Here is a 12329-nt window from a genome sequence, read left to right on the forward strand (position 1 = left end):
GTAAAATCGAAGGAGGCACTGACAACTTCACACCCGGACCTGACTGTACCAAGGAGGTGGCTGCCCTCAATCCCAGTATTGACACAGAAAAGAAACGGTCAGATAATGGATTACAGTCAGCCAGGAACGGTATGCAGATGGAGGAGGCAGTCAAGTTGAGGACCAGGAAGAATCATGCTTTTTACCGCGATACATGGGCGGAAGTGAATCTAAATGCCATCGAACAGAATGTCACACGTATTAAACAGGGGCTTCCAGAAGGTGCCGGATTTATGGCAGTAGTCAAAGCGAACGCCTACGGCCATGGAGCGGTGGATGTGGCAAAAACGGCGCTCAGTGCCGGTGCCGCCTGCCTCGGGGTCGCCATTTTGGACGAAGCACTGGCCCTCCGTCACGCAGGGGTGGAGGCGCCTATTCTGGTCCTTGGCTATGTACGGCCGGAAGATGCGTCACTTGCAGCGAAATACAATGTGACGCTGACAGTATTCCAGCACGAATGGATAGAAGAAGCTGCGGTACAGATTTCAGAGAGAACCGGACCTGTGAAGTGTCACGTAAAAGTGGATACAGGGATGGGACGGATCGGCCTCCGTACAGACGGGGAATGGGAGGCTCTTGCCTCCGCAGTGGAAAAATACAGCTCTCTTTTTCAGCTGGAGGGAATCTACACCCACTTTGCCACAGCAGACGAAATTGATGACGCCTACGTACGGGAACAGCACCGGAAGTTTGAGCATTTCCTAACCGCATTTAAAAAGCGTACGGGACTTGGAAATCCGGTTGTTCACAGTGCCAACAGTGCGACGGCCCTCCGGTACAGAGAGTATGCCCATACGCTGGTCCGGGTGGGGATTTCCATGTACGGTCTCGTTCCCTCCGAAGAGATTGCAGGGGAAATCACGGTTCCTCTGGAACAGGCTTTTTCCCTCCACAGCCGGATTACCCACGTGAAGCAGCTCAACAGGGGGGAGGCAGTCAGTTATGGTGCCACCTACCGTGCTTCAGATGAAGGCGAATGGATTGGTACGATCCCCATCGGTTACGCGGACGGCTGGATCCGGGCTAACGCCAGTGGCGGGGAAGTGCTTATAAACGGAGAGCGCGCACCGATTGTCGGGCGGATCTGTATGGATCAGATGATGATCAGGCTTCCGGAAGAAGTGGCGCGGGGGACGAGAGTGACGCTGATCGGACAGCAGGGAAAGGAAGTCATTTCTGCAGATGAAGTGGCAAGGCGGCTTGATACGATCAATTATGAAATCCCGTGCATGATCAGCTATCGTGTACCCCGGGCCATTTACCGGGACGGCCATCTCATTCATCTTCATAACGAGGTGTTTTAGCACAGGCGAACACATTATTTCATTTTCTGTCCGGAAATTCTGCCGGATTCTGACTAAACTTCAACAAATTTCACAAAATAAAAGAAGGATATTCAGCATAAACGGAGAATATGGTTTACAGTGCGTATTAAAAAGGGCAGTCCACTGAGGCTTGTCCCCTGTTTCGTGCAGGAATACCTGAACTGTGACAAAATGTCGGTAAAAAGTACGAATGAGACTTTGCAAAGGCCGTAAACCAGTGATATGATTAAAAAGGAATAAAATCAGGGTGTAGCTGCGTTGGAGGTGTTTTTTGTGTCCGAAGAGAACACAAAAAGAATTATGGTGAGTTTACCACAGCATCTGGTGAATGAACTGGACGGACTGCTCGAGAAGGAAGATGCCAATCGAAGTGAAGTCATTCATCAGGCAACGAAGATGTACCTGCGGGAACGAAAGAAAAGTAAGATCAGAGAAACGATGCAGCAGGGCTATATGGAAATGGCGAAAATTAATCTAAACATTGCGACGGAAGCCTTTCTTATTGAGGAGGAGGCAGAGCACACTCTGGATCGCTTAGTTAGTGGGGTGTAACGGTTGATAGTCAAACGCGGTGACGTTTATTTTGCGGACCTATCACCCGTCGTTGGTTCCGAGCAAGGAGGCGTTCGCCCGGTTTTAATCATTCAGAATGATATCGGCAACCGTTTCAGTCCTACCGTGATTGTCGCTGCAATCACCGCTCAGATTCAAAAAGCCAAGCTTCCGACTCATGTGGAGATTAATGCGAAGCGCTACGGTTTTGACAGGGATTCCGTAATTTTACTGGAACAGATTCGAACGATTGATAAACAGAGACTTACAGACAAGATCACGCATCTGGATGATGATATGATGACAAAAGTGAATGATGCCCTGATGATCAGCCTAGGTTTAATTGATTTTTAAACCGCGCCAGGCTGCGTAAGTCGTAACGGAGAAGCTGCTTTCCTGGTGGAGGGCAGTTTTTTATTTTGGATTCTGCTTCTCTCCGGAGATTGCATTAAGATTTCCTGCTGACACTGAATGACCGGTCACCGGGGAGGCAGCTGAACCGGGGGATCCGGTTGACCGACTCCCCAATGGACCCCCCTTCCTTTTTCAGGAAAAGGTTAGGTCTCCCGTAAGGAAGAGAACGGGCTTTTTTCCCTTATCAGGGGATAGGTACAACGAAACTGACCTTGGAGCGGGAGCAGACAATCATTGCAATCACAGGTGATCAGTGAAATAATGATATTAACTAAGTTGCATAAAATGGGGGAAAGTGTAAATGAATCAGCAGATCCGAGAGCTTATTCACGTCCATAAATCCACCATCACGGATGAGTGGATGAAGGAAGTGGAAAAATTCCGTGAAGATGACTATCTTCAGAGTATTTCTGATACGGTATATCAAAACACAAATCGCGAATTTGTGGACATGCTCTTTAACACAGTGGGGCAGGAAGGTGAAGACGTAAAAGAGACGATCAGCAACTACACAGATCGGCTCATCCAGCTTGGCTGGCCCCTTAACTATATCATCAGAGGTATGCAGGAATTCCGGAAGGTAGCCGTTGAAAGCCTGATTCGAAACGATGACCAGACCCGGGACATCGAATTCTATCAGGAAGTGGAAGACTGGGTCGATGAAGTTGTAAATATCCTGGTCGGCCATTACTCCGGTTCCTGGGAAAATACCGTTTTTCTTCAGAAAATGGCACTGAAAGAGCTTTCTGCCCCACTGATCCCTGTTTTCGATAATATTAGTGTGATGCCGCTGATCGGCACGATCGATACAGAAAGGGCAAAGCAGATTATGGAAAACCTCCTTACCGGCGTAATCGAGCACCGGTCGCAGGTCGTTCTTATTGATATTACCGGTGTTCCTGTCGTGGATACGATGGTCGCGCACCACATCATTCAGGCATCCGAGGCAGTAAGACTTGTAGGGGCAAAATGCATTCTTGTGGGCATTCGTCCGGAGATCGCCCAGACAATTGTCAACCTCGGTATCGATCTCGGGAAATTTCCGACGAAAAGCAGCCTGAAAAAAGGAATCGAATCTGCCCTTGAAATGACATCACATCAGATTGTAGAGATCGAGGAATAAGGAGGAACTGTAAAATATGAGAATACCGATACTGAAACTTCATGACTATCTGCTCATTTCCGTCCAGGTGGATCTTGATGATCAGACAGCCCTTCAATTTCAGGAGGATGTACTCAATAAAATACATCAGGAAGGCTCGCGCGGTGTCGTCATAGACCTGACATCGGTGGATATGATTGATTCATTCATCGCCAAAGTCCTCGGTGACGTAGTGGACATGTCCAATCTCATGGGCGCACGAGTTGTACTGACTGGTATACAGCCCGCTGTGGCAATTACATTGATAGATATGGGAATTGTGCTGGAAGAGGTGCCGACAGCCTTGGATCTTGAGCAGGGGTTAGACAGGCTCCAGCAAGAATTGGAGGGGTGATGAATGCAAGTCCAAACCCATGTGGATATACACAGTGAGTGGGGGATTGTGGCTGCTCGGCAGGCAGGTCGAAAACTGGCCCGAGAAATCGGGTTTGGATCTGTAGACCAGGCGAGAGTGACGACAGCGATATCCGAACTTGCCCGTAATATCTACCTATATGCAAATAAAGGACAAATTCACATTGAAGAAGCCACCTCATCCGGTAAGCGGGGAATAAAAATTATTGCAACCGATGAAGGACCCGGCATTAAAGACGTAAGGCGCGTAATGGAAGACGGCTATACGACTTCAGGAGGACTTGGAGCAGGACTGCCCGGCGTCAAACGTCTAATGGACGAGTTCAAGATCGATTCGGAACCGGACGAGGGAACGACGATTACTACGGTGAAGTGGCTCCGTTAAGGAGGTGACCTGCCTTGGAAAAAACGAAACTATCTATGTACCAGCTCTATAAAGATATGCTGGACAACTATCTGCAGAGCAAAAGTGAACATGCACTCTACGCCGCACAGCAATTCAGTAAAGAGATGATGGAAAAAGACATGTCTCCCGAGGAGATGGTCAGCCTCCATATGTCTGTATTTCAGGAAATGGTTCCCGACCTTCCCGAAGAAGTGGTCGATTCTTTTGACCTTCTTCTTGAAGTTATGATCGGATACGGCCTTGCCTACCGGGAGCACCAGAGCCTGAGGGACCGTCAGCAACAGCTGGAATCGGAGCTGAATGTTGCGGCGGAAATGCAGCAGACACTTCTTCCTGATGAGCATATTGATGCAAAGGGCATTGACTTCGGGGTCATCAGTGTGCCGGCAGGGAAAATGAGCGGCGATTATTACCATTACATTCAGGATGAGCATGGATGCATCGGTGTGGCTGTCGCAGACGTGATCGGGAAAGGTGTCCCGGCAGCCATGTGCATGTCCATGATCAAATATGCGATGGAGAGTATTCCGGAACAGCGTCTGCAGCCTGCAGCGCTCCTGGAAAGCCTCAATCGGGTTGTGGAACGGAACATCGACAGCAACATGTTTATTACAATGGTCTACGGCTCGTACGATCCGAGAGATCACCGTTTTTACTATGCGGGTGCCGGGCATGAACCGGGCTTTTACTATTCCGCCTCAAAAGATACGTTCGAGGAACTGACCACCAAAGGCCTCGTGCTCGGTCTTTCCCAGAAAGTCACCTACGAAGAGTACGTAAAAGATGTACAGCCGGGTGACTTTTTCGTGCTGCTTTCCGATGGTGTAACGGAGTGCCGGACGGAAGAAGACTTTATTGAAAGAGAGCAGATTACGGAGATGATCCGAAAATATCAGCATCTCCCGGCGCAGGACATCGTGAACCGGGTCTACCGTGAACTGGAGAAAATGCAGGATTTTCAGCTGCGCGATGATTTTACACTATTGATTTTAAAAAGGGACGTTTAACTGTTTGCCTGAACGGGTAACTAACAATAATGTACCTATATTAGTTTCTCAGGAGGGGAAGTTATGAATCTTCAAATTGATATTAAAGAGAACACGAACGAAAACCTTGTGTCCCTTAGCGGGGAAATTGACGTTTATACAGTACCGAAACTGAAAGAGGAATTACTCCCTCTGACAGAAGAACAGAATAAAAACATTATTGTGGACCTTTCCGGTGTGCATTATATAGACAGTACAGGCCTTGGTGTGTTTATTGGAGCCCTGAAATCGGCTGACCAGAGCGGGAGCCATCTTAAAATTACCGGCGTAAACAGCCGGGTCAGACGCCTGTTTACCATCACTGGCCTCGATGAAGTGATCGACATCGAAGTTAATGAAAGAGAGGAGGCGTAAGCTATATGAGTACCCAAGCGGATTTTATTGAGATTAAGCTTCCTGCAAAACCTGAGTATGTCGGTGTCGTACGGCTGACTGTGTCCGGCGTTGCAAACAGGCTCGGTTATTCCTACGACGATATTGAGGATATTAAAATTGCAGTAGCAGAAGCATGCACCAACGTGGTGAACCATGCTTATAAAAATACAGAAGATGATCAGGCAGTCATGACTGTGGGCTGTGGCGTGTATGATGACCGAATGGAAATCATGGTGGCGGATCAGGGCAAGAGCTTTGACGTTAACCAGCTAAAAAAGAATCTCGGCCCGGTAAGCGGGGATCAGCCGGTCGAGGAGCTCAAGGAAGGGGGTCTTGGCCTCTTTCTAATTGAAACACTGATGGATAAAGTTGAGATCAGTGGCGATTCAGGGGTCGTTATTGTGATGACTAAGTCCCTTCACAGAGATGAGGTGGAGCCCAATGGCAACGGAATCTCAACATCGGCAACGCAGCAATAAAGAATACATCTACGAATGGATCGAAAAATTTCAGCAGACAGGTGATGAGGAAATCCAGACCAAACTCGTCCTGGAGTACGAGGGCCTGGTCCACTCACTCGCGCGGAAGTTTTCGAAGGGACAGCGTCACGACGAAGATCTCACACAGGTTGGGATGATCGGACTGATTGCGGCCTTAAAGAGATTCGATCCTTCTTTTGCCAGAAGTTTTGAATCCTTTGCTGTTCCTACAATTGTAGGTGAAATCAAACGCTTCATCCGGGATAAAACGTGGAGTGTGCACGTTCCGAGAAGAATTAAGGAACTTGGTCCCAAGATTAAAGCAGCTGTCGAGGAACTTACAATTGAGCTTCAGCGGTCTCCCCGCGTTGAGGAGATTGCCGGTCATATAGGCGTTTCCGAAGAGGAAGTGCTGGAAACAATGGAGATGGGAAAAAGCTATCAGGCTTTGTCCGTGGACCGCTCCATCGAAGCTGATGATGAGGGAAGTGCGGTAACGCTCCTTGATCTTGTCGGCTCCACAGAAGAAGGATATGAGAAAACAGACCAGCAGATGCTGCTCGAGAAAGCCTTTCACGTTCTGACGGAGCGGGAAAAGCAGATTCTCTATCTGACGTATTTTGATAACCTCAGCCAGAAGGAAACGGGTGAAAAACTCGGAATCTCTCAAATGCACGTATCCCGCCTGCAAAGGAGAGCGCTGCAGAAACTGAGAGAATCCATCAGAACTGAACCTTCGGAGTGTTTATAGATGATTAAACACCACCAATTACAGGATATGGAAGTTACCTCGTATCATACAGCCAAAAAGGGCAATTGGTGTTCAGGGGATGCCTATTACATCGCCGGTGATGAGGATTTTGTTATTTGTGCAATTGCAGACGGTCTTGGAAGTGGAGAAGAAGCCATGGAAGCTTCTTCAGCCGTCATAAAATGCATTGAGGAACACAGGGAGGAAAGTGTGGAAGATCTGATGGCCAGGTGCAATAACGTTCTCTGGCACACAAGGGGAGCAGTGCTGACCATCATCAAACTGGATTTATCCACGAGGGAAATTGTATACAGCAATGTGGGGAACATCGGCTGTATTTTTTATCCGCCGTCCGGAAAGCTCGTGCGGCCGATTCCATCGAGAGGATACATGTCGGGGCGGAAGCATAAGTTCAAATCCCAGCGAATTCCGTACGAAGAAGGAACAACATTTATTCTGTATTCAGACGGACTTCATTTCGATCCTTTATTCCACGCTTATATGACGGCCATGCCGTCAACGGAAAAGGCAATGCAGCAGGTGATCGACCGAATTTCCGATCAGTCTGACGATACAACAATTTTAATCGGGAAGGTGGCTCCGGAAAGTTGAAGGAGCTGCCTTCCCGATTTGTGTTTTCCGGGAGTTTCCCAAGCTCCCTTTGCTTAAACTGATATGCCCGAAGGTATCGGCGGGGCGCACGTCCGGATTCAAATGAGAGAGTTGGGCCACGCTGCAGTGTTACTACGGCCGAATGCAGATCCTGCTGTAAAACTGCCTCTTTCGCAGGTGGTATTTCATCCGGGACTTGGATAAAATGGAGGCAGTGCCGTCGGGGAAAAATCCCCGCAGGTGAAGCTGGAAAAGAGCGTACGGCATGGAGTTGAGCTTCTGCCTAACCTGACTTGAGGTTAGCGTTACAGAAACAGAGGAGGTTTACGGATGGAGTGGACGAACGACCTTGAAACGCTGCTTACCCAGGTGACGGCCTCGGTTGAGCTGCGAAAAGAACGCGTAAAAAACGTAATTGACCTTTCGGAGGAAGGAAACACAGTTCCGTTTATCGCGCGATACAGAAAAGAACTTACCGGAGGAATGGACGAGGATCAGATTCGTTCGATCCTTAAGGAATGGGAATATGCGAACAGTCTCGCTGACCGGAAAGAGGAAGTTATCAGACTGATCGGCGAGCAGGACAAGCTGACACCGGAGCTGCAGAAGCAGATCGAGAAAGCAGCTAAGCTCCAGGAAGTGGAAGACCTTTACCGTCCCTATAAACAGAAGCGACGCACGAAAGCGACGGTTGCGAAGGAAAAGGGGCTTGACCCCCTTGCAGAGTGGCTTCTTTCCCTGCCTGAATCAGGCGACCCTTATGAAAAAGCTGCCGGTTTTGCAGATGAGGATAAGGGAGTGGCTGATGCAGAACAAGCACTCCAGGGAGCCCGTGATATCATAAGCGAAGTCATTTCCGATGACCCGGAAATCCGCAAACAGGCCCGGGCCATGACGCATCGGGAAGGCTGGTTTGAGTCAAAAGTGAAAGACGAGGAAGCGGACGAAAAAGGCATCTATGAAATGTACTATACATATGAGGAAGAAGTCCGTAAGATCGTGCCTCACCGGGTGCTGGCCATGAACCGGGGAGAAAAAGAGAAAATCCTGAGAGTGGGCATTCGTCCGCCGAAGGATAAAGTTATCCGCTTTATTGAAAAGCAGTACCTGACTGCCCGGACTGTGACGGAAGAGCAGATCCGGCTTGCTGCAGAAGACGGGTACAAGCGGCTGATCGAGCCGGCGGTGGAACGGGAGATTCGCAAAGAAGCGACAGAAAAAGCGGAAAAGCAGGCGATTCATATTTTTTCCGAAAACCTGAGGAACCTCCTGCTGCAGCCGCCTTTAAAGGAGCGGAAAGTACTCGCTGTCGATCCTGCCTACCGCACGGGATGCAAACTGGCGGTTGTTGACGACACCGGAAAAGTGCTCGACATTACGGTTATTTACCCGACTCCGCCGAAAAGTGAAGTGGATAAAAGCCGGAGTGTCGTGAAAAAGCTTGTTGACCGTCACGGTGTGGATGTGATCGCTATCGGAAACGGCACAGCCTCCCGGGAAACGGAACAGTTTATCGCCGATACGATTAAGGAGATCGATAAACAGGTTTTTTACGTGATCGTCAATGAAGCGGGGGCAAGTGTATACTCAGCCTCAAAACTTGCCAAAGAGGAGTTTCCTGATCTTCAGGTCGAGGAACGGAGTGCCGTTTCCATCGGGCGCAGACTTCAGGACCCCCTTGCCGAGCTGGTGAAAATTGACCCTAAATCCGTAGGGGTGGGGCAGTATCAGCACGATGTAAGCCAGTCCCAGCTGAACGATTCCCTTACTTTTGTCGTGGAAACGGTGGTAAACCAGGTTGGTGTGAATGTAAACACCGCATCCGCTTCACTTCTGCAGTATGTATCCGGCCTTTCAAAGGCAGTTGCGGGCAATATTGTGAAGAAGCGGGAGGAAGAGGGGAAATTCGAAAGCCGGGCCCAGCTGAAAAAAGTCCCTCGTCTTGGGGCGAAAACGTATGAGCAGGCGATTGGGTTTATGCGGATCCCCGGTGGAAAGCAGCCTCTTGACGGCACGGGCATCCACCCGGAGAGTTATCCGGTGACCAAACAGATCATGTCCAGATTCGGCCTTAAGCCGGATGACCTCGGAACAAAACAGGCCCGGGAAAAGCTCGAAGGGATTAATCCGAGTGAGCTGGCCCGGGAGATGGAGATCGGTGTACCGACACTAAAGGATATCCTCGATGCCCTCGTGCGTCCCGGCCGTGACCCCCGTGATGACGTTCCGGCCCCCATCCTTAAGTCCGACGTCCTTTCCATGGAAGATCTGGAACGGGGTATGGAACTTAAAGGTACGGTCCGGAATGTAGTGGATTTTGGTGCCTTTGTGGATATAGGCGTGAAGCAGGACGGTCTTGTCCATATTTCGAAACTCACAAACCGGTTTGTTAAGCATCCGATGGAGGTTGTCTCCGTAGGTGACATTGTTACAGTGTGGGTAAATGATGTGGACCTGAACAAAGGGAGAATCGCCCTGACGATGCTTCAGCCGGAAAAACAGACTACCTGATCACAGAGAGCAGAGACGGAAGGCCATGCGCCTTCCGTTTTTTTGTGCAAGGGCGCACCGGGAGTCGACGGCGGTGCCCTGTGTTTGTCCTGTGGTCATACGGGAGGAGGGTCAGGTGATGTTATTGCTCTTATAATAAAACCAGCATTGATTGAGCACCTTGATTCTTCGCCTGTCTTTATTAAGATAGGCTTCCTTGAGCTGTTTTTTCAGCCATCCGGGCATAGGGGGATCCTCCTTCCCTTCTGATCATGCACGGGAAACGGGCGTCCGGTATGAGTAGTACTACTACATATATGCGTGACAGATTGTCTGTGTTATTGTAATAAAGGATAAGATTTACGGGATATGAGGAGGCAGAAGAGTGATGGAGGAAAAGGAACTGCAGCAGCTGGTAGAGGGTATTTCCCGATCATCCTTTAAAAAGGACTTCCGGCACCGTGCCCTCTTTAACCCTCGTCTCAGAACCACTGGCGGAAGGTATATGCTCGGGTCGCATAACATTGAAATGAATCCTGCCCAGCTGGAGCTTTTCGGCAAAGAGGAATTTATAAAGATCATTAAGCACGAACTGTGCCACTATCACCTCCATCTTGAGGGGAAAGGATATCGGCATCAGGACCGGGATTTTAAAAAGCTGCTGGAGGAAGTCGGCGGTTCCCGCTACTGCAAAATGATCCCCGGTGCCAGAAGGCAGTCCGGTAAAAGACATATATATGTGTGTGCTGGATGCCGTGCCGAGTACGTCCGTAAAAGACAGATTAATGTGAAACGCTTCGTCTGCGGCCGCTGCAAAGGCAGGTTAAAAAAGACAAAAACATTTTTCAGAGAAAACATTGACTGAGTATACAGGCTGTGTTACATTATAAAAGTCGCTGACAGAACAGCGCGGCACGCAAAGCGGAACAAAAAACTTTTTAAAAAAGTTATTGACTTTTTCCGTCGGGTTGTTTAGAATATAAAAAGTCGCTTCCGATAATAAACATTATTCCACAGTAGCTCAGTGGTAGAGCAATCGGCTGTTAACCGATCGGTCGTAGGTTCGAGTCCTACCTGTGGAGCCATACGGAGAAGTACTCAAGTGGCTGAAGAGGCGCCCCTGCTAAGGGTGTAGGTCGCGCAAGCGGCGCGAGGGTTCAAATCCCTCCTTCTCCGCCATATATCCATTATAGAGAAGTGGCCCGTTGGTCAAGTGGTTAAGACACCGCCCTTTCACGGCGGTAACACGGGTTCGAATCCCGTACGGGTCACCATATTGAATTTTGAAATCTACTGTTCATTGAGAATGTGCATACAAAGATGGAGGATTAGCTCAGTTGGGAGAGCATCTGCCTTACAAGCAGGGGGTCGGCGGTTCGAGCCCGTCATCCTCCACCATCTCATAAAGGTCCCGTGGTGTAGCGGTTAACATGCCTGCCTGTCACGCAGGAGATCGCCGGTTCGATCCCGGTCGGGACCGCCATATATATGCGGGTGTGGCGGAATTGGCAGACGCGCTAGACTTAGGATCTAGTGTCTTCGGACGTGGGGGTTCAAGTCCCTTCACCCGCACCATATATATTTTATTTAAAAGTTATGTCACGCGGTTGTGGCGGAATGGCAGACGCGCTAGGTTGAGGGCCTAGTGGGGGATAACCCCGTGGAGGTTCGACTCCTCTCAACCGCACCATACATACTTTTATTTTTTTGCTCTCAAACAGAGAAAATATCATAGAAAAGTATAAACGCCTATAAATATAGGCGCCCGTAGCTCAATTGGATAGAGCGTCTGACTACGGATCAGAAGGTTAGGGGTTCGACTCCTCTCGGGCGCGCCATTTTATGAACATAGAACGGGAAGTAGCTCAGCTTGGCAGAGCACTTGGTTTGGGACCAAGGGGTCGCAGGTTCAAATCCTGTCTTCCCGACCATCTGATAATCTAAATATGCGGGTGTAGTTTAGTGGTAAAACCTCAGCCTTCCAAGCTGATGTCGTGGGTTCGATTCCCATCACCCGCTCCATAAAAACTTTTTAAAATTTCCTCTTGCAAAACGTAATCGTAGATGCTACGATAGAAAACGTTGCTTGAGGGCCTGTAGCTCAGCTGGTTAGAGCGCACGCCTGATAAGCGTGAGGTCGGTGGTTCGAGTCCACTCAGGCCCACCATTTAAATCTATTGACCTTTGAAAACTAAACAGAAGCCAAGCGAAACATGGGATATTTTAAATATCCCGTCAATAAATTTTCATTTTGATGTCAGAGACATCGAACTTTCTACGGAGAGTTTGATCCTGGCTCAGGACGAACGCTGGCGGCGTGCCTA

General features: G+C 49.2%; 14 protein-coding genes and 11 tRNA genes. 24 read left to right on the forward strand and 1 reads right to left on the reverse strand.

The genetic code is table 11. The annotated features are described in order from the left end of the window. Positions 1 to 155: 155 nt before the first annotated feature. The 12 genes from alr to FGB90_RS18685 all read left to right on the forward strand — a co-directional run bounded on the left by alr (position 156) and on the right by FGB90_RS18685 (position 10026). A complete protein-coding gene (alr, locus tag FGB90_RS18630; RefSeq protein ID WP_246056264.1) occupies positions 156 to 1343 on the forward strand; it encodes an alanine racemase in 1188 nt (395 codons plus the stop codon). A 294-nt stretch (positions 1344 to 1637) separates the two neighbouring features. Continuing rightward, on the forward strand, positions 1638 to 1916 hold the full coding sequence (locus FGB90_RS18635) for a CopG family ribbon-helix-helix protein (RefSeq protein ID WP_138812363.1): 279 nt from the start codon (positions 1638 to 1640) through the stop codon (positions 1914 to 1916). Positions 1917 to 1919: 3 nt separating this feature from the next. Continuing rightward, positions 1920 to 2270: a type II toxin-antitoxin system PemK/MazF family toxin gene (locus tag FGB90_RS18640; protein ID WP_138812364.1), complete on the forward strand. Its 351-nt coding sequence runs from the start codon at positions 1920 to 1922 to the stop codon at positions 2268 to 2270. Between the two features lie 361 nt (positions 2271 to 2631). After that, complete coding sequence (gene rsbRA, locus FGB90_RS18645; protein WP_138812365.1) at positions 2632 to 3453, forward strand: RsbT co-antagonist protein RsbRA; 822 nt, start codon at positions 2632 to 2634, stop codon at positions 3451 to 3453. Between the two features lie 16 nt (positions 3454 to 3469). Further along, positions 3470 to 3826 (forward strand): STAS domain-containing protein, encoded by a 357-nt coding sequence (locus FGB90_RS18650; protein WP_110521599.1) that lies wholly within the window; start codon positions 3470 to 3472, stop codon positions 3824 to 3826. Between the two features lie 3 nt (positions 3827 to 3829). Next, a complete protein-coding gene (locus tag FGB90_RS18655; protein ID WP_138812366.1) occupies positions 3830 to 4231 on the forward strand; it encodes an anti-sigma regulatory factor in 402 nt (133 codons plus the stop codon). A 14-nt stretch (positions 4232 to 4245) separates the two neighbouring features. Further along, positions 4246 to 5259, forward strand: coding sequence for a PP2C family protein-serine/threonine phosphatase (locus tag FGB90_RS18660; protein ID WP_138812367.1), 1014 nt, complete (start codon positions 4246 to 4248; stop codon positions 5257 to 5259). Between the two features lie 63 nt (positions 5260 to 5322). Beyond that, on the forward strand, positions 5323 to 5652 hold the full coding sequence (locus tag FGB90_RS18665) for an STAS domain-containing protein (RefSeq protein WP_138812368.1): 330 nt from the start codon (positions 5323 to 5325) through the stop codon (positions 5650 to 5652). A 5-nt stretch (positions 5653 to 5657) separates the two neighbouring features. Then, complete coding sequence (gene rsbW, locus FGB90_RS18670; RefSeq protein ID WP_138812369.1) at positions 5658 to 6152, forward strand: anti-sigma B factor RsbW; 495 nt, start codon at positions 5658 to 5660, stop codon at positions 6150 to 6152. Continuing rightward, positions 6115 to 6903: an RNA polymerase sigma factor SigB gene (sigB, locus tag FGB90_RS18675; protein ID WP_138812370.1), complete on the forward strand. Its 789-nt coding sequence runs from the start codon at positions 6115 to 6117 to the stop codon at positions 6901 to 6903. Before rsbW ends, sigB begins: the two co-directional genes overlap by 38 nt. Next, on the forward strand, positions 6904 to 7515 hold the full coding sequence (locus FGB90_RS18680; RefSeq protein WP_138812371.1) for a PP2C family serine/threonine-protein phosphatase: 612 nt from the start codon (positions 6904 to 6906) through the stop codon (positions 7513 to 7515). It abuts the gene before it with no gap. A 330-nt stretch (positions 7516 to 7845) separates the two neighbouring features. Beyond that, positions 7846 to 10026, forward strand: coding sequence for a Tex family protein (locus FGB90_RS18685; protein WP_138812372.1), 2181 nt, complete (start codon positions 7846 to 7848; stop codon positions 10024 to 10026). A gap of 111 nt (positions 10027 to 10137) precedes the next feature. Here FGB90_RS18685 and cmpA read toward each other — a convergent pair whose 3' ends face one another. Then, positions 10138 to 10251: a cortex morphogenetic protein CmpA gene (gene cmpA / locus FGB90_RS18690; protein WP_138812373.1), complete on the reverse strand. Its 114-nt coding sequence runs from the start codon at positions 10249 to 10251 to the stop codon at positions 10138 to 10140. Between the two features lie 142 nt (positions 10252 to 10393). On the opposite strand from cmpA, the gene FGB90_RS18695 reads away from it, so the two are divergent. The 12 genes from FGB90_RS18695 (at position 10394) to FGB90_RS18750 (ending at position 12172) form a co-directional block, all read left to right on the forward strand. After that, positions 10394 to 10870: a SprT family protein gene (locus FGB90_RS18695; RefSeq protein ID WP_138812392.1), complete on the forward strand. Its 477-nt coding sequence runs from the start codon at positions 10394 to 10396 to the stop codon at positions 10868 to 10870. Positions 10871 to 11015: 145 nt separating this feature from the next. Continuing rightward, positions 11016 to 11090: transfer RNA gene (locus FGB90_RS18700), tRNA-Asn, on the forward strand. Between the two features lie 3 nt (positions 11091 to 11093). Continuing rightward, a tRNA-Ser gene (locus FGB90_RS18705) sits at positions 11094 to 11184 on the forward strand. 20 nt (positions 11185 to 11204) lie between these two features. Further along, a tRNA-Glu gene (locus FGB90_RS18710) sits at positions 11205 to 11279 on the forward strand. A 48-nt stretch (positions 11280 to 11327) separates the two neighbouring features. Beyond that, a tRNA-Val gene (locus tag FGB90_RS18715) sits at positions 11328 to 11403 on the forward strand. Positions 11404 to 11412: 9 nt separating this feature from the next. After that, positions 11413 to 11488 (forward strand) — tRNA-Asp (locus FGB90_RS18720). Between the two features lie 7 nt (positions 11489 to 11495). Continuing rightward, positions 11496 to 11580 (forward strand) — tRNA-Leu (locus tag FGB90_RS18725). A 28-nt stretch (positions 11581 to 11608) separates the two neighbouring features. Next, positions 11609 to 11695: transfer RNA gene (locus tag FGB90_RS18730), tRNA-Leu, on the forward strand. Positions 11696 to 11766: 71 nt separating this feature from the next. Next, positions 11767 to 11843, forward strand: a tRNA-Arg gene (locus FGB90_RS18735). A 16-nt stretch (positions 11844 to 11859) separates the two neighbouring features. Then, a tRNA-Pro gene (locus FGB90_RS18740) sits at positions 11860 to 11936 on the forward strand. 17 nt (positions 11937 to 11953) lie between these two features. Beyond that, positions 11954 to 12027: transfer RNA gene (locus FGB90_RS18745), tRNA-Gly, on the forward strand. A 68-nt stretch (positions 12028 to 12095) separates the two neighbouring features. Then, positions 12096 to 12172, forward strand: a tRNA-Ile gene (locus tag FGB90_RS18750). Positions 12173 to 12329 lie beyond the last annotated feature (157 nt).

It is taken from the genome of Alteribacter natronophilus, from assembly GCF_006007885.1.
GTDB classification, from domain to species: Bacteria; Bacillota; Bacilli; order Bacillales; family Salisediminibacteriaceae; genus Alteribacter; species Alteribacter natronophilus.